This is a genomic window from Hymenobacter citatus (assembly GCF_014333615.1).
Lineage (GTDB): Bacteria > Bacteroidota > Bacteroidia > Cytophagales > Hymenobacteraceae > Hymenobacter > Hymenobacter citatus.
In genome coordinates, this window is the sequence record NZ_JACSCY010000030.1 from 1 (window position 1) to 20,853 (window position 20,853).

Annotated in this window: 17 protein-coding genes and 1 pseudogene; 8 read left to right on the forward strand and 10 right to left on the reverse strand. The window is 55.4% G+C overall.

Features of this window, described 5'->3' with window-relative positions:
• Nucleotides 1-105: 105 nt before the first annotated feature.
• Nucleotides 106-1,434: an HTTM domain-containing protein gene (locus H8B15_RS20660; RefSeq protein WP_187321546.1), complete on the reverse strand. Its 1,329-nt coding sequence runs from the start codon at nt 1,432-1,434 to the stop codon at nt 106-108.
• 36 nt (nt 1,435-1,470) lie between these two features.
• Complete coding sequence (locus H8B15_RS20665; protein WP_187321547.1) at nt 1,471-2,811, reverse strand: sodium:proton antiporter; 1,341 nt, start codon at nt 2,809-2,811, stop codon at nt 1,471-1,473.
• Nucleotides 2,812-3,053: 242 nt separating this feature from the next.
• Between H8B15_RS20665 and H8B15_RS20670 the strand changes: the two genes are divergently transcribed.
• Both H8B15_RS20670 and H8B15_RS20675 read left to right on the forward strand, forming a co-directional pair.
• Nucleotides 3,054-3,674, forward strand: a complete 621-nt coding sequence (locus tag H8B15_RS20670; RefSeq protein WP_185281241.1) for a NifU family protein — start codon at nt 3,054-3,056, stop codon at nt 3,672-3,674.
• A gap of 168 nt (nt 3,675-3,842) precedes the next feature.
• Nucleotides 3,843-5,246, forward strand: coding sequence for a sulfatase-like hydrolase/transferase (locus H8B15_RS20675; protein ID WP_216859226.1), 1,404 nt, complete (start codon nt 3,843-3,845; stop codon nt 5,244-5,246).
• A gap of 134 nt (nt 5,247-5,380) precedes the next feature.
• On the opposite strand, the gene secDF is transcribed toward H8B15_RS20675, so the two are convergent.
• The 4 genes from secDF to rdgB all read right to left on the reverse strand — a co-directional run bounded on the left by secDF (nt 5,381) and on the right by rdgB (nt 10,400).
• Nucleotides 5,381-8,368 (reverse strand): protein translocase subunit SecDF, encoded by a 2,988-nt coding sequence (gene secDF / locus H8B15_RS20680; protein WP_187321548.1) that lies wholly within the window; start codon nt 8,366-8,368, stop codon nt 5,381-5,383.
• Between the two features lie 134 nt (nt 8,369-8,502).
• Nucleotides 8,503-8,874 carry a hypothetical protein gene (locus tag H8B15_RS20685; RefSeq protein WP_187321549.1) on the reverse strand — a complete coding sequence of 124 codons (372 nt, stop codon included), beginning with the start codon at nt 8,872-8,874 and terminating at the stop codon, nt 8,503-8,505.
• Nucleotides 8,875-9,099: 225 nt separating this feature from the next.
• Nucleotides 9,100-9,717: a uridine kinase family protein gene (locus tag H8B15_RS20690; protein ID WP_187321550.1), complete on the reverse strand. Its 618-nt coding sequence runs from the start codon at nt 9,715-9,717 to the stop codon at nt 9,100-9,102.
• A gap of 98 nt (nt 9,718-9,815) precedes the next feature.
• On the reverse strand, nt 9,816-10,400 hold the full coding sequence (rdgB, locus tag H8B15_RS20695; RefSeq protein ID WP_187321551.1) for an RdgB/HAM1 family non-canonical purine NTP pyrophosphatase: 585 nt from the start codon (nt 10,398-10,400) through the stop codon (nt 9,816-9,818).
• Nucleotides 10,401-10,641: 241 nt separating this feature from the next.
• On the opposite strand from rdgB, the gene H8B15_RS20700 reads away from it, so the two are divergent.
• The 6 genes from H8B15_RS20700 (at nt 10,642) to H8B15_RS20725 (ending at nt 16,386) form a co-directional block, all read left to right on the forward strand.
• On the forward strand, nt 10,642-10,887 hold the full coding sequence (locus tag H8B15_RS20700) for a type B 50S ribosomal protein L31 (protein ID WP_187321552.1): 246 nt from the start codon (nt 10,642-10,644) through the stop codon (nt 10,885-10,887).
• 287 nt (nt 10,888-11,174) lie between these two features.
• Nucleotides 11,175-12,410: a GlmU family protein gene (locus H8B15_RS20705; protein ID WP_187321553.1), complete on the forward strand. Its 1,236-nt coding sequence runs from the start codon at nt 11,175-11,177 to the stop codon at nt 12,408-12,410.
• Nucleotides 12,411-12,483: 73 nt separating this feature from the next.
• Nucleotides 12,484-13,620 (forward strand): DNA polymerase III subunit, encoded by a 1,137-nt coding sequence (locus H8B15_RS20710; protein WP_187321554.1) that lies wholly within the window; start codon nt 12,484-12,486, stop codon nt 13,618-13,620.
• Nucleotides 13,621-13,827: 207 nt separating this feature from the next.
• Nucleotides 13,828-14,763 (forward strand): hydroxymethylbilane synthase, encoded by a 936-nt coding sequence (hemC, locus tag H8B15_RS20715; RefSeq protein WP_187321555.1) that lies wholly within the window; start codon nt 13,828-13,830, stop codon nt 14,761-14,763.
• 33 nt (nt 14,764-14,796) lie between these two features.
• Entirely contained in the window at nt 14,797-15,453 is a 657-nt protein-coding gene (locus H8B15_RS20720; RefSeq protein ID WP_187321556.1) for a peptidylprolyl isomerase, read from the forward strand.
• A 15-nt stretch (nt 15,454-15,468) separates the two neighbouring features.
• Entirely contained in the window at nt 15,469-16,386 is a 918-nt protein-coding gene (locus tag H8B15_RS20725) for an SDR family oxidoreductase (RefSeq protein WP_187321557.1), read from the forward strand.
• Nucleotides 16,387-16,913: 527 nt separating this feature from the next.
• Here H8B15_RS20725 and H8B15_RS20730 read toward each other — a convergent pair.
• The 4 genes and pseudogenes from H8B15_RS20730 to H8B15_RS20745 form a co-directional block, all read right to left on the reverse strand.
• On the reverse strand, nt 16,914-17,714 hold the full coding sequence (locus H8B15_RS20730; RefSeq protein ID WP_187321558.1) for an ABC transporter permease: 801 nt from the start codon (nt 17,712-17,714) through the stop codon (nt 16,914-16,916).
• Nucleotides 17,711-18,664, reverse strand: coding sequence for an ABC transporter permease (locus tag H8B15_RS20735; protein ID WP_187321559.1), 954 nt, complete (start codon nt 18,662-18,664; stop codon nt 17,711-17,713). Before H8B15_RS20735 ends, H8B15_RS20730 begins: the two co-directional genes overlap by 4 nt.
• A 107-nt stretch (nt 18,665-18,771) precedes the next feature.
• On the reverse strand, nt 18,772-20,493 hold the full coding sequence (locus H8B15_RS20740) for an ABC transporter substrate-binding protein (protein ID WP_187321560.1): 1,722 nt from the start codon (nt 20,491-20,493) through the stop codon (nt 18,772-18,774).
• Between the two features lie 72 nt (nt 20,494-20,565).
• A pseudogene (locus tag H8B15_RS20745) lies at nt 20,566-20,853 on the reverse strand (hypothetical protein); the annotation flags it as partial.

The following is a 20,853-nucleotide window of genomic DNA, read 5'->3' on the forward strand; positions in this document are numbered from 1 at the left end:
GTCGTTGTTACGTCTGTCGTTCACGCGTGAGAAGGTCCTTCGCTGCGCTCAGGATGACACACTTCCTACCCTCACACTCTCCTACCCTCATACCCCAAATATACCTCACTCACTGATCCACTTATAAGGCGCGACCTGCCGGGGTAGGGCGGCCAGATTTACGTCTGGCGATACCAAGGGCCGTGCTGGCCGCCCATTGAGCCGCACCAGTGATACGGCGTGCACTGCCACTGGTCCGAGGCCACGCTGCTGATAATCGCGGGCCAGGAAGTGGGCGAACTGCAACAACGCATCGGGGTTGCTGAGTAGGTAGCGCTGCTGTCGGGGCGTGAGGTAGTGAAGAGGGTCCACAACATCGAGCTGACCATCGGGGCGGCGCACGTGGTAGTAGACGCTGCCGGTTTTGCTACGCAGCATCATGTGCCACGCAAACTGGTGGCCTTCCTCGGTCCAGTGTACGTCGCCGGGGTAGAGGAGGTAGCGCAACGGCACCAGCAGCTGTATGGCAATATAAAGGGACAAAAAGGTGAGCAATACGGGCGCCATGCGCGGTATAATCGGCCTAGCTGGTAGCGTGGGCAATGGCACGCGGGCGGCCAGCCAGTTACGGAGCTTTGGCGCCCGGCGGGGCCAATCGGGCGGTAGAAACAGGCACACCGTCAGCCCCAATGAAAACCACGGAAAGGTGCCCAGGCCAAACACCAGTACATTGGACAGATGGAAAAACGCCGCCGCCGCTAAAGCTAGCAGCCGGGTGCGGCGCCACAGCAGCAGCGGCACCAGCAGCAGATCGAAGGCCAGACCGGCGCGGCTCATCCAGACCGGCAGCCAGGATTGCGCTAGCAGCGGCCCAATCAGAACATAGTGCGCTTTGGGAGCCAGCCAGATGCGGAGCGAAGCACCCGCCCACCAGTCGGGATTCAGCTTAGCCAGGCCGGCAAAGAAATACACCAGACCTAGTTGCAGTTGCAGTAGCCAACGCGTCCAGGCGGGGGTAGTAGTAGAAGCAGTAGTGCGGCCGGCGCGCACATCGGCAGAGGCAGCACGGTGAGCGGGCGTGAGAGCTAGCAGCCCCGCCAACAAGGCATACAGGTAGAAATGGTTGATATAGCGTGTTTGCTCCGCCAGAAACAGCCAGGTAAAAGCCAGACACAACGCAGGCGCTGTAAACCGAAAATGCCAACCGGCCGCCACCGCTACGCCCAGGCCAATAAGGAGCAGGTGCAGCCCTACCATACCGGCTGGGGGTAGGGTAGGCAGCCAGGTGAAAAAAAGGTAGGAAAAGTGAAAAGCCGGCTCGGTATATTCCCGAATGTAGCCCAGCGCTAGACTACCCGCTACCTCCAATGCCAGCAACGAACCAATGAGGACGCGGGCTACTACCAGCCACGCAATATCAATGGGGCGAAAAAGGGCAGCAGTCCAGGCGCGCATGGAGTTGAGCGTAGAGTAGGTAGGACAGGTGCAACGCTATAACCAGTATAGCAGCACGCTTATCAATGCCAGCACCGGCAACAGATATACCAGGGAGTAGCGGAAAATATACTGGAAAAACGCCGGCATGTCGATGCCCTCGTCGCGGGCAATGGAGCGCACCAGGAAGTTGGGGCCATTGCCAATGTAGGTGAGGCCGCCAAATAGCACTGCCCCGCTGGAAATAGCGCGCAACAAGGGCATGGTAGCGGGGTCGTAAGCAAAGGCCGCCACGGAGGCTACCTGGTTGAATTCCAGCTCATGCCCAGCCATGCTCAGCGATACCAGGCTAGCGTAGGTGGGGGCATTGTCGAGGAAGGCGGAGAGCAGGCCGGTCACCCAGTACAACACGGCGGGCGTAAGGCGCGTGGCAATGGCCGGGTCGGAAGCTACGCGGGCGGCCAATTGCAGAGCGGGCATCATGGTTAGGAAGATGCCAAAAAACAGAAAAGCCACTTCGTAGATAGGTTCGAAGTTGAAGTGGTTGCCGGTAATGGCCCGGCGCGTGGCCGTGCGGTAGCAGCCCCAGGCAGCCAGCAACTGCACGGTTTCCCGCACAAACGACACGTTTACCCCAGCAATGCTGAGGGTAGGAATCCAGGGAAATTGCTGCGGATCCATGAATACGCTAATCAACACCACTGCCAGCCAAATCAGGTTGTAGCGCCCATGAAACTCCAGCAGCGGCAGTCCACCCTCGCGCCGAATTTGCTCCTGCTCCTCGCGCGAGAAGCGGCTGGGGTAGGGATTGCGGCGGTCAATTAGCCAAAAAATCAACAGGAGTGCCCCGTTAGCCACCACCCAGGGTAGAGCCAGGTGCAAGGCCGTCCAGATAAACGGAACGCCGCGCAAAAAGCCAATGAACAAGGGTGGGTCGCCGAGTGGCGTGAGCAGCCCACCTACGTTGCTGACAATGAAGATGAAGAAGACGATATGATAGGGCTTGATGCGCTCATCATTGAGACGGATAAAAGGCCGAATCAATACCAGAGAGGCACCAGTAGTACCAATCAGGCTGGCCAGCACCGCGCCAATCGTCAGCAGAATAACGTTGCGCTGGGGCGTGCCCTGCAAACCTATGTTCAGGTACATGGTGCCGCCCACCACGTACAACGACGCCAGCAGCGTTACAAAAGAGAAATATTCGGCCAGGGTTTCAACGGCCATGTGCCAGTCGTGGCGGACAAAGCCGTAGTAGAGCAGCATCAGCAAGCCCAACGCCACGGCAATGCGGGCATAATTCCGCTCCCAGAAATGCGGAAACAGCAGAGGGCCAGAGGCAATAAGTCCAAGTAAACTAACAAAAGGCAGCAGCAGCCAGGGAGCAACAGCTGGCATATGAACGGCGAGTAGGAGAGAAGCGAAGAAAGCAGGCAATAGTGAAAACGCTAGGTGAAAGACAAAAGTAGCCCACCGGCCGTCGGCAGGCGCCAGATGGTCGGTGGGGAGCTAAAACAGGAGGGGAGTTGTTACCTTTACAACATCTACGGCTCCGATTGGTTGTAGATGCATGGATTTGGCGAAATTAGCCAAAAGACATTCTTTTTTTACTTCGCAACGCCTTACGTATCAATTGCCTTATGAATACCACTCCTGCCGCCTCGCCGGTTTCCATCTACGCCGAAGCCAGCCCCAATCCTGAGTCCATGAAGTTTGTGCTCAACGCTACGCTGCTCAGCGACGGCGTGAGTGTGGACTACCCCAACGTGGAAGCTGCCGCCAACTCGCCACTGGCTCAGGAGCTGTTCAACTTCGATTATGTAGGTCGCGTGTTTATCGCCGCCAACTTCGTCACCATCACCAAAACCACCGAGCACCAGTGGACCCAGCTCATTCCCGAACTACGTACGTTCCTGAAGTCGTACGTGGAGGCGAATGGCCCCATCTTCACGGTAGATCCCGCCGAGGAGCAGCGCGCCGCCCAACAAGCCGCCGCTACTGGCGACCACTCGGAGCAGGATCAGCAAACCAGCCAGAAAATCATCGACCTGCTGGACAACTACGTGCGCCCCGCCGTGGAGCAGGACGGGGGCAACATCACCTTCAAAAGCTACAACCAAGGTGTAGTAACCGTGAACCTGCAAGGCTCATGCTCGGGCTGCCCTTCGGCTACAGTTACCCTGAAATCTGGTATCGAAAATCTGCTTAAGCGCATGGTGCCCGAAGTAACGGAGGTAGTAGCGGAAGGCGTTACCGTATAGTAGTCGCAGATTTTGCAGAGTAATCGGATTTCACAGCGGCCTAACTTGTAAGTGGTGCCGCCAATGCAAAAGGGCGGTTTGACTAGCAGTCAAACCGCCCTTTTGCATTGATAGATATGTAGTTACTGATTTTGCGTAAAATGCGAAAAAGAACTACACTGTTACGCTATGAAACAGATGAATCTGCCCATTCTGGTTGTTGGGCTGCTACTGCTCGGTGGCTGCACGAGTAACCCCCGGTCAGAAGTAAAGCAAAAAGCTACTGCTGCCCAGCGCCCCAACATCATTTTGCTGCTGGTAGACGACATGGGCTTTGCCGACGTGGGCTGCTACGGCGGCACGTTTGTGCCTACCCCCAACATCGACCGGCTGGCGGCCGAGGGCATCAAGTTTACGCAGTATTACAGCGCCGCGCCTATTTGCTCGCCCTCAAGGGTAGGACTAACCACGGGCTCGGCGCCGGGGAAGTTCAACATCACGTCGTTTCTGGATACGCGCCGGCACAACCGGCAGTGCGAGCAGGCCGATTTTCTGGTGGCCGATGCGCCCTCGGTGGCTCGGCAGTTGCAAGCCGCTGGCTACGCCACCGCCCACTTTGGCAAGTGGCACATGGGCGGCGGCCGCGACGTAGATAATGCGCCCGGTATCCTGCGCTACGGCTTCGATGCCTATGCCAGCACCTACGAAAGCCCCGATCCCGACCCGCTGCTGACCTCTACCAACTGGATCTGGGCCCGTACCGACAGCATCAAGCGCTGGCGCCGCACCGAGTATTTCGTTGATAAAACACTGGCGTTTCTTAAGAGCCACCCCAACCAGCCCTGCTACATCAACCTCTGGCCCGACGACGTGCATACGCCCTGGGTGCCCGACGAAAGTACACTCGACGCCTACCCCAACGGCACCGAAAAGCCCCGCGAGTTTAAAGGCGTGCTAGCCGAGCTGGACCGGCAGGTAGGCCGCCTAATGGCTGGTCTGCGCGAACAGGGCATAGACGATAACACGCTCATCATCTTCACCAGCGACAACGGCCCGTTGCCGAATTTCGATGGGAGCCGTGCCACGCCCTACCGGGGTAGCAAGCTTTCGTTGTACGAAGGGGGTATCCGGATGCCGTTTATTGTGCGCTACCCAGCCCGTACCCCGGCGGGGCGGGTAGACCAGCAGTCGGTGCTAAGTGCTATGGATTTGTTTCCTTCGTTTGTGACGCTGGCGGGTGGGGCAAGCAGCCTGCAGCCCCGCACCGATGGCGAAGATGTGACGCCCGCCCTCTTAGGCAAGCCGCACGCGCACACGGCGCCGCTGTTCTGGGAGTATGGCCGCAACAGCAAGTCGTTCCGTTACCCCCTCGGCCGCGACCGGAGCCCCAACCTGGCTATGCGTCAGGATAATTGGAAGCTCTTACTCAACGACGACGGCTCCCAACTGGAGCTATACGACCTCGCCCGCGACCCTAAAGAGGTAACCAATGTTGCCGCCCAACACCCCACCGTGGCTGCCAATATGCGGCAGCAAATCCTAGCGTGGCGCGCCGCCCTACCCGCTCCCCCAGAAGCGCCGTTAACAAAGTAGAGTGCTCTAAAAGTAGCCTAGAAATAGGATAAGAATACACACAAAGAAGCCCAGCCAAGCGGCCGGGCTTCTTTGTGTATACCGAGTAGGTTTCTTCAACTCAGCGAAATCCAGATAATCAGCAAAATCTGCGATTATACGTTGGACGTTGACAGCTTGGGCGCACCTGTATCGCCAATGTGCGTGGAGATGTCGGTGCCCCGCTCGCGAGCCTCTTTGCGGCCGTAGGTGTCGAGGATAATGGGGGTAGCGATGAACAGCGACGAGTACGTACCGAACACAATGCCTACCAGCATAGCAAACGAGAACGAGCGTAGCGTCTCACCCCCGAAGATGTAAAGTACCAGCACCACCAAGAACACGGTAGTGGAGGTAATCATGGTGCGGGAGAACGTGCTGTTCAGGGCTGGGTTGGCCACCTGAGCAAACGTGAGGTGCGGATTTTCGCGCAGGTACTCGCGGATGCGGTCGAAGATTACTACCGTATCGTTCATCGAGAAGCCCAGCACCGTAAGCACGGCCGCCACGAAAATCTGGTCCATCTCATAGTTCAGACCAAACAGGCGAGCAATGGGGTAGCAGGCAATAACCAGCAGCGCATCGTGGAACAGAGCGATAACCGCAGCCATCGAGTACTGCCAGCGCGAGAAGCGCAGCAACACGTATACAAAGATGCCGAGCAACGTTAGGCCCAAGCTGAGTACCGAGGTCTTCTTAATGTCGTCAGCAATGGTAGCGCCTACCTTAGAAGTGGATTTGATAACTGGAGCATCGGTACCAAAATCCTTTTTCAAACTATTCAGCAACGTAGCTTCTACCTTTTTATCAGCGGTTACGCTTTCATCATCAGCTAGGTAGCCGGTAGTGATGCGCAAGCGATTAGATGTACCAAAGGTTTTTACTTCCGTACCAGCTCCCCCAAGGTCACCAATAATAGCATCGTGCACTTCCGAAGCTTCCATAGCTTTGTTGAAGTCAACCACATAGGCACGGCCGCCACGGAAGTCCACTCCAAGGTTGGGACCACCCTGCACGGCCATCAGCACAAAGCCTACAACAATAAAAATCGTCGAGAAAGCGTAAGCGATTTTGCGCTTGCCCACGATATCGAAGTTTACGTTGGTGAACAGCTTGCGCGAGAGGAAGGTAGAGAAGGTAATCTTGCTCGTCTCTTTGCCTTTCACCAGCCACTCAATAATGAGACGCGACACAAACACGGCCGACAGGAACGAGGTGAAAATACCGATCAGCAGCGTAACGGCGAAGTTCTGCACCGGACCCGTACCGAAGATAAACAGCGTGAGGGCGATGATGAGTGTGGTGACGTTAGAGTCGAAGATAGCCGAGAAAGCGCGCGAGTAGCCCGCGTTGATGGCATCCTTCAGCAAATGACCGTGGTCGAGTTCTTCCCGGATACGCTCGAAAATCAGCACGTTGGCGTCAATCGACGAGGCGAATACCAGAATCAGACCGGCAATACCGGGTAGGGTCAGCGCAAACTGGAACTGAGCCAGAATACCCAGAATCAAGAAGATGTTGAACAGCAGCGAAGCATCGGCTACCAGACCAGCACGGCCGTAGTACAGGGCCATAAAGCCCATGATGATCAGCAGACCAGCCACCGACGAGTATAGACCCTGGTTGATAGCCTCTTGGCCCAGCGATGGGCCTACTACAGCTTCTTCCACAATGCGGGTAGGAGCGGGCAGCTTACCGGCTTTCAGTACTTTAGCCAAATCCTGGGCTTCCTCGATGGTGAAGTTGCCCGAGATGCTGGTGTTGCCGCCGGCAATTTCAGCCTGCACCACAGGGTCGGAATACACGTTGTCGTCGAGCACAATGGCTACCTGACGGCCAATGTTGTTGCTGGTCAGCTTTTGCCACTTCTTGGCGCCGGCGGGCGTCATGCTCATGCTTACCTCAGCACCGCCACGCTGCGGGTCAATGTCGCCGCGGGCGTCAGCTACTACGTCACCTTCCAGGGGAGCGGTGCCGCCGGGTGCTTTGCGCACCGCCACTAGGCTCAAGTATTCTTGACCGTCCAAGGTCTGGGGTTTCACATTCCACAGGAAGGTGAGGTTGGGAGGAAGAACTGCACGGGCTTCCTGCGAGCGAAGCAGCTGGTTCACACGGGCCGTGTCGCGGATGTTAGCACCCAACTGGCCGGGCATCGTGAACAGGCGGGCTAGTACCGAGCCCTGGGGGCCTTTGGCCGAATCGGCAGCTGTAGCAGTGTTTTTCTTCGCCAACTGGCTAGCCAACGACGACGTGTCGCCGGGGGCGGTGGTAGTGGTAGCAGCGGCAGTAGGAGAAGCAGTTTTTTCGGAGGCCTCTTTGGCTACCAGCGCCTGGTCGAGCTGCTGGAGGTAGGGGCTGAACTCATCCTGACGCCATACTTCCCAGAACTCCAGCTTGGCCTGGCCTTGCAGCAGCTTGCGCACACGGTCGGGGTTGTCTACGCCGGGCAGCTCTACCTGAATGCGGCCGGTACCCTTCACGCGCTGAATGTTGGGCTGGCTGGTGCCGAACTTGTCGATACGCGTGCGCAAGATGTTGAAAGAGCGTTCGATAGCATCCTCAATCTCGGTGTCGATAGCACCAATCACCTTCGCATCCGACGAGTTGATGTCGATTTTGCGGCTCTTGTTGGTGGTGTTAGCGAAAATGCGCGCCAGGTTGTCGTTGGGCGCTACGTTGCGGTAGGCTTGCAGGAACAGCGTAGTGAACGGTGCCGAAGGATTGGCCTTCTGGGCTTGTTGCGCCTGCTCCAGCGCCTGGTTGAACTTGGGGTCTTTGGAGTTGCCGCTCATGGCGCGCACAATTTCCACCGGCGACACTTCCAGCGTCACGTGCATGCCGCCCTTCAGGTCGAGGCCCAGGCCCAGCTCCGAGGCGCGTACATCGCGGTAAGTGTAGTCAACACCTAAAATGCTGGTTACAGGAGCACGCCACACCGAGTCGAGGTAGCGCTGGCGGGCCTGTTGGTTCACAACGCCATTCTTGGTGGCGTAGCTCACCGCGTCGGACTGCACCCGGCGCGAGATGAACGTGAACGTGAGAAAGTAGATACACAGGGCCGATACCACGATGGTCAGCCCAATGATGAGTCCTTTATTACGCATCAGAAAAGATTTTTTGGAAAGGCAACAAGCAATTAAAAATCAATCGTCGGGAAGCGTGCAGCGGCGAAAAGGCTGATAGTCAATTGCTAGAAAAGCAACCGTACTATTTTGATTCCCGAAAGCTCGATTTTTTTCTAGGGGGCCTGCGGCGAAAGCGCCGCTACCAACAGCCGCACCCGAAAGATGCTGCTGGGCAAAACACCCGCCAGGGGGCGCGGTACCGCCAGCGCACGGCGCACGGCCGGCAGCCACTGCTGCGGGGTAGGGAAGGGGAGCCAGGCATCGGCATCAGGTGCCACATGCAGCACCAGCGGCCCCACGGCCTCCAGATTTACTTTTTGCTTGATAACGGCCGCTTTAGGCCGCACGCCTACTCGCGTAGTCTTGCCCGGCACCGCTCGAAAGGTCGTCACCGTCTGGTGATTCAAACCCAGCACAAACAGCACCGTAGCTGTGAGCAAGGCGAACCGCAAACGAGATAAAAACCGGGTACTCAGCAAAAACATAGGTAGGGCAATGGCTACAAATATACTAAAAGGTGAAGTTGTGAGAAGTGAAGTTGTGAATTTCTGAAAATTGACTGTAAAAGGACTGTCATCCTGAGCTTGCGAAGGACCTTCTCACGCGTGAACGAATGGCGTAATAACAACTCGTTCACACGTGAGAAGGTCCTTCGCAAGCTCAGGATGACAAACATTTTGCATTCACAAACTCACCATTTCACCATCTCACTATTTCACCTTTCCCCGCAGGAAAGACACCAACACTTCCAGGCCCATATCGAAGCGGCTGTTGTTGGGGATGATGATGTCGGCGTCGTTGCGGTAGGGCTTGATGAACTTGTCGTAGGTAGGGGCCACGTGGTTGATGTAGCGGTAAAGCACGTCTTCCAGATCATAGCCCCGCTCGTCCCGGTCGCGCACAATACGGCGCAGCACTTTCACGTGCTCTTGGGCGTCGATAAACACTTTCAGGTTGAGCAGGCGCGCCACTTCCTCGAAGTGAAACACGAAAATGCCCTCTACCACTACTATCGGGGCGGGCCGAAACACCAGCTCCTGCACCGGTGCATCGGGATTGTTGAAGGTGTACTCCGGCCGACGCACTTCCTGGCCCTGGCTGATACTGAGTACATCGGCGGCATAGGAGGCCGAGTCGATGGAGGTAGGCAGGTCGAAATTGGTAACGCCTTGCGCGTCTACCAGCTGGGTTTCGCGTGGGTGGTAGTAGTTGTCCTGCGAAATCAAACAGATTTCTTCTTCGGGAAACGAAGCCAGCAGGCGGCGCAAAAAAGTGGTTTTGCCCGAGGCGCTGCCCCCCGTAATGCCGACGATGAAAGGTTGTTGCATGGGTAGAAAAGTGGCCCGTACCGGTGGGGCCAACCCTGCAAAAGTAAGCACTTCGCAGGTTTGGCGGCGGCAAAACCAAAATTTTGGCCGAAAACGGTTTATTTTTCTCTGGATTCAAAAAACGCAACCAACTGCTGCACGGCGCGGGCACGGTGGCTGAGTGTATTTTTCTGCGCCAAGGGCATCTCGGCAAACGTCTCCTGAAAGCCAATAGGCTGAAAAATGGGGTCGTAGCCGAATCCGGCGTCTCCACGGAGCTCCGTGGTAATTAGGCCTTCTACTACCCCGTTGAAGGTATGTTTCTCCGAATCGGACAGGATAAGAGTAATGACGGTGCGAAACTGGGCCGTGCGGGTAGAGGCATCCGCCAGTTCGTCTAATACTTTGGCCACGTTGTCGGCGGCGAGGCGTTGGGGCCCGGCATAGCGGGCCGAGTACACGCCGGGCGCCCCATTCAGCGCATCGATTTCCAGGCCGGTATCGTCGGCGAAGCAGGCCACGCCGAAGTGGTCCCACACGTACTGCGCTTTCTGGTGGGCGTTGCCGGCCAGCGTATCCTGGGTTTCGGGTAGGTCGTCGGGACCACCAATATCAGCCAGACTCACCAGCTCAATGGAACTGGGTAGGATGGCCCGGATTTCATCGAGCTTATGGGCATTGTTGGAAGCAAAGCAAAGACGCATAGGTTGAAGAAGTGAAAGGATTGATGGTTGATTCGACGGGCAATGAATGATGCTGCCAGAACCGTGAGGAAGTGAGTGCGGAAAGTTTATTCAAAGGTAATCCAGCAATACAACTAGCGTAGCCACCCAACCATTCAACAGAAAAACTGGGCTAGGCTTTTGAATGTCAGCCCGAAAACGTACTTTTGCAATCCCTTCCGCAAAATCGGCAGGGCCAGAAGGTTTTAACGGCATCCCGACCATGAAAAAAGACATTCACCCCGAGTACCGCGAAGTGGTATTCCAGGACACGTCCAGCGACTTCAAATTCATCACCCGTTCGACGATGAACTCGAACGAGACCATCACGATGGAAGACGGCAAGACGTACCCCGTTATCAAAGTAGAAGTGAGCAGTGCCTCGCACCCCTTCTACACCGGCAAAAACGTGTTCATCGACACCGCCGGCCGTGTGGAGAAATTCCGCAACCGCTACCAGAAGAAATAACGGCCCTCAGCCCTTGGCTGCCGGCTTCTATAAAAGCTCCTTTCGCTTGGCGGAAGGAGCTTTTTTGTTGGTGAGGGGTAAGATGGCAAAAGAACGTCATGCTGAGCGCAGCGCAGCGGAGTCGAAGCATCTCGCGTGCCACGCTATTCTCAATCGTCGGGGAATTACCGGGCGCACGCGAGATGCTTCGACTCCGCTGCGCTGCGCTCAGCATGACAGATAGGAGTAGACGTACAACGTGCCCCGCACCGGCAAAAGCCGTAGTTTCGCGGTAGAATTCTACCGCTATGCATATTCTACTGTTCGACGACCCGGCTATCCAGCCTAATCTACTACCCTTTACCTTCACCCGGCCCGTAGCTTCCCTACGCTGCGGTATCCTGACCATTGCGGAGAAGTGGCAGCACCACTTGCAACAGCCGGTACACTACCTCACGCAGCCCCACCTGCGCGAAAAATTTCCTGCTGGCCCTACCGATGGTCCGGCCTTGGTCATCAACGGTGCCGTGTGCCCCGACGAGAAACTGATAGAGCAAATACAGGCTTTGCAGCCCGGCGAAGCCTTGCTGAGTGAAGAGCTGTTGGTAGCGGCCTACCTGCCGGATGCGTCTAAAGTGGCCGAGTTAATCCAGGATGGCTACCGCGATGTGCGGCAGGCAAAAGGTAGTCTTACCATCATCAGCCAGCCCTGGCACTTGTTTCAACAAAATGGCGCCCAAATCCGGCAAGACTTTGCCCTGTTGACCAAGGGCCGTCAGTCGCAACCCGTGAACGACGCGCATACCATTGTGTATGGCGCAGAGAATATCTTTATAGAGGAGGGCGTGAAAATTCGGGCGGCCATCCTCAACGCCGAAGACGGCCCCATCTACCTGGGCAAAGACGTGCAGGTGCACGAAGGCGCCATTCTGAAAGGGCCGTTGGCGGTTTGTGAAGCGGCACATGTGAACGTAGGCGCCAAGCTGCGCGGCGACAATACAGTAGGTCCCTACTGCCGGGTAGGCGGTGAGATGGCCAATAGTATTCTAATGGCCTACTCCAACAAAGGCCACGAAGGCTACCTCGGCAACTCGGTGGTAGGCCAGTGGTGCAACCTGGGCGCCGATACCAACACGTCGAACCTCAAGAACAACTACGCGCCCGTGAAGATCTGGAGCCACGCCGTGGGTCGTTTCGTGAATACCGGCTTGCAGTTCTGCGGACTGATGATGGGCGACCATAGCAAGTGCGCCATCAACACCATGTTTAATACCGGCACCGTGGTAGGGGTAGGGGCTAATATCTTCGGGGCAGGTTTTCCGCGCAACTTCGTGCCATCGTTTAGCTGGGGCGGCTCGGCGGGCTTCGAAACCTTCCGCCTACCTAAGGCTGGCGAAGTAGCGGAGCGGGTGATGGGCCGCCGCAGCTTGCCCTACGATCAAACGGAGCAGGACATCATGACCTACGTGTACGAAGCCACGGCCAAGGACCGCGTGTGGGAACGGGCAGCAGGTAACAGTGCCGCGCCAGTGGTGATAGAGTAATTATTTGATTGGTTCGTGCCGGCTAACGCTAAATAGTTTGCGTTAGCCATGCAGGTAGAAGGAAGTCAATAGTATGCGTTTTGCGGATATTCCGGGTAGTGAGGAGGTGAAGCGGGTGCTGGTGCAGTCGGTGCAGCGGCAGCACGTGGCGCACGCGCAGCTGTTTCGCGGGGCCGAGGGTTCGACGGCGCTGGCGCTGGCGCTGGCGTATGCGGCCTACCTCAACTGCGAGGGTCGCGAGCCACAGGATACCGATTCGTGCGGGCACTGTGCCAGCTGTCAGAAAATCGACAAGCTGATTCACCCCGACCTCAACTTCATCCTACCCGTTACGACCACCAAATCGGTGCCGAAGGATGCCGTGAGTAGCAAGTTTGCTGGCGAGTGGCGCCAATTCGCGCTCGAAAATCCCTACCAGGGCCTCAACGACTGGATGCAGCACATCGGGGCCGACAACAAGCAGGGTAGTATTTCCAAGGAAGAAAGCCTGCAATTGCTGCGGCTGGTGTCGCTTACGGCATTTGAGGCGCGCTACAAAACCGTGGTTATCTGGCTGCCTGAGCTGATGCACCCCGCCGCCGCCAACGCTGTGTTGAAGCTACTGGAAGAGCCACCACCCGCTACCGTGTTTTTGCTCGTCAGTAACGCGCCCGAGCAGTTACTACCTACCATTATCAGCCGGGTACAGCCCATTGTGGTGCGCCCCTTGCCCGAGGCGGAGCTAACCGCCTACCTCCGCGACCAGCGGCATCTGCCCGAAGCCAAAGCGCACCAAGTAGCGCAGTTGGCTGAAGGCAACCTAGGTGCGGCCCTGGCGGCAGCTACGACTTCGGGCCAAGACCACGACTACCTCACGTTTTTTATCGATTGGATGCGGCAATGCTATGGCTACAAGGTAGATAAGCTGCTGGGCAAGAGTGACGAGTTTCAGAAGCTGGGGCGCGAAAACCAAAAGGAGTTGCTGCACTACTCCTTGGGCGTGCTACGCAAGGTGTTGCTCTTCGGCCTTGATGCGCAATTGGTGCCGCATCTGGCCGCCAATGAGCAGCAGTTCGTGACTGGCTTCAGCAAGTTTGTAACGCCCCGCAATGCCGACCCGCTCACCCGCGAGCTAAACGACGCGCACTACCACATCGAGCGCAACGCCAACCCGCGCATGGTGTTCGTGGATACATCGCTGCGGGTAGCGGAACTGCTGCGGCAAGCTTGATAATGCGCATAAAACCGCTTATACAAGCTGCAAACGCATTAAATACACTTTGGTAAATTAGTATAGCTAGTGCTAAAAGTGCTATAGCTAGTATCGCCGGAGTTGGCTTTCGTACCTTTGCAGGGCACAAGGAACACGATTTGCGCAAGCTCTCCAAGAGCGCCGGTATGGCCCTTGGCGCTTGACTTACCACTTAATTCTCGAAGGATGAAGCCTATTCGCATCGGTACCAGGGGTAGCAAGCTGGCACTGTGGCAGGCCAACCATGTAGCCGACCGCTTGCAACAGCGCGGCTTGGCCACGGAAATTGTTATTATCACGACCAAGGGCGACGTGGTGCTGGACCGCTCGCTCGATAAAATTGGAGCCAAAGGGGTGTTTACAGAGGAGCTGGAAATCAGCCTCCGTACGGGTCATATTGACTTGGCCGTACACAGCGCCAAAGACGTACAGAGCACCATTCCCGACGACTTGGAACTGCTGGCCTTTATGGAGCGCGAGCAAGTGAACGACGTGGTGGTGAGCTTCGACCCCAACCTGGACCTCACGCGCCCCGACCTTGTGTTGGGGACCAGCAGCACCCGCCGCAAGGCCATGTTGCAGCGCTATTACCCCAATGCCCGCACCGCCGAGGCCCGTGGCAACCTGCAAACGCGCCTGCGCAAACTGGAAGAAGGACAATACCACGCCCTGGTGCTGGCCTACGCGGGCGTACACCGCATGGAATACGACGACCTGATTCGGCACGTGCTACCCGCTACACAATTTGTTCCGGCCGCTGGGCAGGGTAGCGTTGCCATTGAGTGCGCCCGAAACTTGCAGCCAGAGCTGAAAGAGACGTTGCGCCAGGCCCTCGACCACGCGCCTACCCACACAGCGCTGCTGGCCGAGCGGGCATTTCTCCGCACGATGGAGGGCGGGTGCAGCATTCCTTCGTTTGCACTGGCCACCTACACGCCCGAGGGGGCACTACAACTCCATGGTGGCCTCATTAGCCTGAACGGGGAGCAGTACATCGAGGAAACGAAGTCGATTACTAATCAGGCAGAGGCTGAAACGTTAGGTGTTCAGATTGCCGAAAGCGTACTGCAACGCGGCGGGCAGGAAATTCTGGATGATATCCGGGCGCACCGCGTAGCGTAGCGCATCTTCTATTTTGAGTTGAAAATAAGGTATATGATCTATCTGAAATCGTGGGGCGCGTGTTGGCTAGTGCTGCTATTGCTAAGCGCCGGCTGCGCTTCTACCCGCTCCGTAGCGCCAACGGCATCAACCAACACCAGCAAGAAGGACCAGGTCGTGACCATCAGCACGCCGCAGGGCGATATTCGGCTGATTCTGTTTGATCAGACGCCCCGGCACAAGGCCAATTTCTTGAAGCTGGCGAAGAAAGGTTTCTACAATGGCACCACCTTTCACCGGGTCATTCCCGACTTCATGATTCAGGGTGGCGACCCAAATTCCAAGGACGACAACCCCAACAACGACGGGGCCGGCCAGCGTAATGAGAAGATGATTCCGGCTGAAATCCGGCCCGAGTTGCACCACCGCTACGGAGCCGTGGCCGCTGCTCGCACCGGCGACGCCGTGAATCCGCGCCGGGCCAGCAGCGCTTCCCAATTCTACATCGTAGAAAACCGGCAGGGCGTGCCCCGCCTCGATGGTGCCTACACCGTGTTCGGCCAGGTAATCAGCGGTATGGATGTGGTGGAGAAAATAGCTGCCGTGCCCAAAGACATCCGCGACCGTCCCCTCACGGATGTGAAGATGAAAATGAAAGTGGAAAAGCTGAGCAAGCAGAAAATAGCGGAGCAATACAATTATCAGTACTAAGCCTGACCTATTACCATGGCCAAACGCATCCTGATTACCGGCTCCAACGGCTTGCTCGGCCAGAAGCTGGTAGCACTACTCCGCACGCAGCCCGAAATAGAAGTAGTAGCTTCATCGCGGGGAGCCAACAAGCTGGCTGATCTATACCCGGATGTGCGGTTCGTGCCCCTCGACGTAACCGATGCCGCGCAGGTGGCGCAGGTACTAGCCGAGGTAAACCCTTCACACCTCATCCACACGGCCGCCATGACCAATGTGGACGAGTGCGAGTTGAACCGCGCGGCCTGTTGGCAGCAAAATGTGACGGCTGTAGAGAATCTAGTGGCTGTATGTGAGGTCCTAGCGGTGCATCTTATCCATGTCAGCACCGATTTTGTGTTCAGTGGAGAAGCTGGGCCATTGACTGAAGAAGCCCTACCTGCACCCGTTAACTACTATGGGGAAAGCAAAATGGCCGCCGAGCAGGTGGTGCAGGTGGCTACCTGCCCCTGGAGCATTGTGCGCACAGTGCTGGTGTACGGCACCGCCCATGACTATGGCCGCACCAACATTGTGCTATGGGTGCGCGACTCGCTCCGGTCCCATACCCCTATAAAAGTGGTAGACGACCAGCTCCGAACGCCTACCCTGGCCGAGGACCTAGCCCAGGGTTGCTGGCTAGTAGCCCAGCAGAACGCCACTGGCATCTTTCATATTAGCGGCGATGAACTACTTACACCGTATGACATGGCGCTGCGCGTAGCAGATTTTTTTGCTTTGGATAAGCAATTGATTACCAGTGTTAATAGTAGCACGTTTTCGCAGCCGGCTCATCGGCCGCCGCGCACAGGATTCATTATCACCAAAGCGCGGAAGGTACTGGGGTATCAGCCACACTCCTTTGCAGACGGAATACGTCTGTTGGCTCAACAAACAGCCGAAACCACCCAATAGAATATTGAAGTGCAAAAAAAACCGCAGACAGCATCTGCGGTTTTTTTGTACACCTAATTTATTGCAACAATCCTAAATCCTCGACCTACGCCGCTTGCAACATATTTCACGGCGAAGTAAGATTCATTAAGCTCCATGAAGCCTTGACCCGCGTGTAGGGTAGGCTGTGAAAAAGGTCTCGGACGTGAATCAAGCAAACAAGTAGTATCTTTATAAACAGCTCTTTAATGGCCGATAAAGAAGATGAACAAGTTTGTTTTTATATGATATCTCGTTAGTAAGACGCTTTCCTTTTAGCAAAGCTATAGGGAAAGAGTGGTCTCAAAAAGGACACTATTGTATAAATAATGACTTGCTATATTTTGAAGATTGTTTGTATAATTCTAAGTGAAATTGACTTTGCTTGGTTAAGAAGAAGCGAAAAATGCCTTTAATCTATAGATATGCTGCAAAAGTAGAACCGGTTAAATTATACAGATAGTCTGGTGGATTGTGACATTTAACTGTATCTAAGCTGTAAGCAATACTCACTTACTGAGTTGACGCAGGGCTAACGAAGTGCTAAACAGAACAGCGGCCGGGTACAGCAAGAGCCACCAAGCGCTAGGGTCGATACTAAAAGCAGCCAGCAAACGCCCCCAACTTGCTATTTCGGGTGGCAATCCAACGCCCAAAAAGGACAGCGTAGTTTCGAGCGCAATAAGGGAAGCAACGCTGAGTGGAAAAACAGCCAGTGCTGGTTGCCAGGTATTAGGCAGCGCATGACGCAACAGTATGCGATAAGCAGGAATGCCGGTGGCACGGGCAGCTTCTATGAAAGGTACTTCTCTGGTCCGGAGCATTTCAGCGCGCACCAGCCGGGCCGGACCAATCCAATAAGTACACAAGAGCAATACCAACAACGTATTGATAGAGGGCGGCTGCACTGCTGCTAGTGCTAGCACCAGAATAAGACGAGGTATGGAGGAAATAACGGCCATCAAGCCCATAACAATACTATCGATGGGGAGAGGACTATTACGGTAGAAGCCGGCTGTGGCACCCAGTAGCGTACCCAGTATAGTTGTCAACACGGCAGCCGGTAAGCTCAGACGCAAGGCAGTGCGAGCCCCAAATAACAATAATGCTAGCACATCACGACCATAAGGGTCGGTGCCTAGCCAATGGCCCGCTGTGCCGGGCGGCTGCAATGTGGCAGATAAATCCAGCTGATCGGGGGCAAAAGGTAGGGGCAACCAGGGTGCAGCCACTGCACTTACCAGCAAAAGGCAAAGCCACCCAATCGCCACTCGTCGGCGCCAATCAGCAAAATAGAGAGAGACACTCATGTGCGTAGCCTGATTCGGGGGTCAGCTACTAAGTACAGGCTATCCGTAAGAAACTGCGCCAGTAATCGTACCACTGCGGTGAGCAGGACCCCACCTAGTATCACAGGGTAGTCGTGCGTGGCTGCTGCCTCGGCAAGCAAGCGGCCTACCCCCGGCAGAGCAAAAATAACCTCTACTACTACTGCGCCTGCTACCAATGCTGGTAGTAAATCGGTGAGCTGGCTCAGGCTAGGTAATAGTGCATTGCGTAGAGTATGATGCTGTACTACCTGCTTTTCGGGGGCGCCCTTGGCGCGGGCAGTAGCTGCGTAAGCAGTGAGACGCTCGTTTTGAAGTGCCGCATCTAGCTGCACCACTAGATGAGGCAAATTCACAAGAGTCAGGGAAATTAAGGGGAGTACCAAGTGATACAGCAGAGTGCCGATGCGCTCTAGCATGGGGGCATTCACTAGTTCGGACTCTTCCCCCAAGCCGTATGCTGGAAACCATGGAAGCATATCTGGATTGGCAAACAGCAGCAAGAGCAGTAGAGCAAGCACGAACAGCGGTAGCGCATCCAACGCATATAAAAGCCGCAGGGCAGGCAAACGAATCTGCTGATGTATTGCCAGGCGTGTAGCCAGCCACAGCGCCAGCAAAACAGATAGCGTGGCTGCCAGCGTCGTGAGCGGTAGCGTATAAGTTAGGGCCGCTGCTAGCAGGGTAGTCACGGATTGGCCGTCTCGGTAGGAGCGGCCTAGGTTACCATGCAGCAATTGCTGGACCCACCGGTGGTATTGGTTGTGCCGGCCGTGCCACTGCCATTGCTGATGCGTAGTGGCAGTGGGTAGGGAGAAATAAAATAGTGGGATATCCAAGCCCAGCCGATGCCGGAAGCGCTGCTCCGCAAGGCGTTGCTGCTGCAGGCTGGAAGCAGTAGCACTTATTTCGCCTACGGAAAGCGGTTGCAAAATAATGTCAGTGGGTAGAGAGCCGCTGAGTAAAAAAACGCCGGATGCTGTCAACCAGAGGGCAAACAAAAGCCTCATGAGGCGGAAAAGCAGGTAGCGTACCATCTCTAACTACCCGTCCGTAGGCGCACGGTCGACACGTTGTAGCCTGGTTTCAGGGGGGAGAGTTCTAAGCCAGTCAACTTTGCATTCGCTGCCGTTTGATAGCGTAAAAAATAAAGTACTACCACCGGGCTTTCCTCCTGCATCATGCGCTGAAACTCTTTCACCAACTCGACTTTTTGCGTCTGATTCTCAGCGGCCGCCAGTTCTTCAATTAATTTATCACTCGCCGGAGTTCCAAAACCAGTATAGTTGCCCGCGCTAGTGTATTGCGAGTGAAAAAGTGGAGCAAAGTTAAATGCTGTTGGGTTACCGTTTAATGTTCGTAGAAATACATCCGTTTCACCATTACGAAGTTTTGCAATAAATAAGGAGCGCTCAGCAGGAAGCAGCGTTACAGGAATGCCTAGGGTGGCAGCATTGCTTCGGAATTGTAAGGCTGCTGCCTCATAAGATGGTTCGCCCGTTTTATAGGTGATGGTAAGCTGTAATTGTTGAGGCACTGTTCCTGCTATCGTACGTTGCCAGCCAGTAGCTTTTCGTTTCCAGCCAGCTTGTCGTAGTAATACAGCAGCTTCGTTCAAATTGTAGGGTACGAAGGATAAACTGCTATTATAATAAGCTTTCACCTGAGGAGCTACTATCCCTACGCTACGATAGGCCATGCCCTTCTGCGTGCCGTTGATAAGGGCCGGTACATCAAATAATCGACTAAGAGCCTGACGAGTCAGTCGGTCATGCAGTATAGGGCGGCGCGTATTGAAGCCTACTGTAACCATTTCGTATGAGCCGGTCGAGTAAAACGCTAACCACTTAGCTGCCGACGACTTTTTCAAGCGCAAATAATCTTTAGCTGACAGACGTGGATATATATCAAGCTGATGACGGCGTAAGGCTAGTACAGCTGTATTCTCATCTGGAATAATCTCGAAGACTATTTTCTTCGGGTAAGCCTGCAATTGCGTTGGGGTAGGCTGTACATTATTGCCCCACCACACAGATTTTCGTTGGAAAGAAATGTACCGTCCGCTTTGCCACTGCTTGAGGTGGTAGGGACCACAGCCTGGCAGGTTATTAGGATTTCGAGCGAGTTGAGCTGCTAAGTAACGTTGCACGAAACGACTAACGACAGGTAGCTCGGCTGCCTCGGGCGTACGTAACGTGCGCAACGAAAGAGCAGCCAAGCTACCTGTAGAGTCGAGAGGATATTCCGGTAAAATTGGAAAGTCACCTGAAGCAGCATAAAACTCAGGTGACCTACCCCGGCACACAAAAGTGAATCGTCGTTGATCTGTTGAATCGTAATTTATTTTTTCAATGAAATCAAATTGCGCGCGGGCAGCTTCATTCGGAAGGCCTGGACAGTTCATCACAGCCAGTGTAAAAGCTACGTCCCGTGCTAGGATTGGACGACCATTATCCCATGTAGCCGCCGGGCGTATTCTATAGGTGATGAATGTCAGCGAATCAGTATATCGAACATCAGGCAGGCTATCTGCTAGTAAAGGAATATAATCATGTGTCGTATCATCTGATTTCAACAGGCTGAAATACAATAAATTATTGGCCTGAGTTGTGTTGATAGAATTAAGATAAAGTAATGGATCTAATGTTTCTGGATCGGCAGCCCAACGGACGCGTACAGTATTTGGATTAGGAACCGAAGAAGAGCAGGCCCCTAATCCAAAAACAACAAAAAGAAGAATGGAATGCAGAAATTGCTTCATCAACTAACAGCCGCATTAGCGCACTATTAGGCAAGTTAGCAAAGTAAATGCACTCACTTTAGCTTAAATGGGTTAGCATATATCGCTGCCACCCCAGCCGCCCCGGCCCGAGAAAGCCACGTCGCTATGTCCCCAGCCGCCGCTGCCAGTCCGTGCCACGTCGCTATGTCCCCAGCCACCGCTGCCAGTCACGTCGCTATGTCCCCAGCCACCGCTGCCAGTCACGTCGCTATGTCCCCAGCCGCCGCTGCCAGTCCGTGCCACGTCGCTATGTCCCCAGCCACCGCTGCCAGTCACGTCGCTATGTCCCCAGCCACCGCTGCCAGTCACGTCGCTATGTCCCCAGCCACCGCTGCCAGT

Coding starts and splice junctions, on each gene's coding strand:
- H8B15_RS20685 (WP_187321549.1), bottom strand. CDS start 8,874: ATGTTTTTGCTGAGTACCCGGTTTTTATCTCGTTTGCGGTTCGCCTTG.
- secDF (WP_187321548.1), bottom strand. CDS start 8,368: ATGCGTAATAAAGGACTCATCATTGGGCTGACCATCGTGGTATCGGCC.
- H8B15_RS20725 (WP_187321557.1), top strand. CDS start 15,469: ATGGCCAAACGCATCCTGATTACCGGCTCCAACGGCTTGCTCGGCCAG.
- H8B15_RS20700 (WP_187321552.1), top strand. CDS start 10,642: ATGAAAAAAGACATTCACCCCGAGTACCGCGAAGTGGTATTCCAGGAC.
- H8B15_RS20710 (WP_187321554.1), top strand. CDS start 12,484: ATGCGTTTTGCGGATATTCCGGGTAGTGAGGAGGTGAAGCGGGTGCTG.
- H8B15_RS20720 (WP_187321556.1), top strand. CDS start 14,797: ATGATCTATCTGAAATCGTGGGGCGCGTGTTGGCTAGTGCTGCTATTG.
- H8B15_RS20705 (WP_187321553.1), top strand. CDS start 11,175: ATGCATATTCTACTGTTCGACGACCCGGCTATCCAGCCTAATCTACTA.
- H8B15_RS20665 (WP_187321547.1), bottom strand. CDS start 2,811: ATGCCAGCTGTTGCTCCCTGGCTGCTGCTGCCTTTTGTTAGTTTACTT.
- H8B15_RS20675 (WP_216859226.1), top strand. CDS start 3,843: ATGAAACAGATGAATCTGCCCATTCTGGTTGTTGGGCTGCTACTGCTC.
- H8B15_RS20660 (WP_187321546.1), bottom strand. CDS start 1,434: ATGCGCGCCTGGACTGCTGCCCTTTTTCGCCCCATTGATATTGCGTGG.
- H8B15_RS20730 (WP_187321558.1), bottom strand. CDS start 17,714: ATGAGTGTCTCTCTCTATTTTGCTGATTGGCGCCGACGAGTGGCGATT.
- hemC (WP_187321555.1), top strand. CDS start 13,828: ATGAAGCCTATTCGCATCGGTACCAGGGGTAGCAAGCTGGCACTGTGG.
- rdgB (WP_187321551.1), bottom strand. CDS start 10,400: ATGCGTCTTTGCTTTGCTTCCAACAATGCCCATAAGCTCGATGAAATC.
- H8B15_RS20670 (WP_185281241.1), top strand. CDS start 3,054: ATGAATACCACTCCTGCCGCCTCGCCGGTTTCCATCTACGCCGAAGCC.
- H8B15_RS20740 (WP_187321560.1), bottom strand. CDS start 20,493: ATGAAGCAATTTCTGCATTCCATTCTTCTTTTTGTTGTTTTTGGATTA.
- H8B15_RS20690 (WP_187321550.1), bottom strand. CDS start 9,717: ATGCAACAACCTTTCATCGTCGGCATTACGGGGGGCAGCGCCTCGGGC.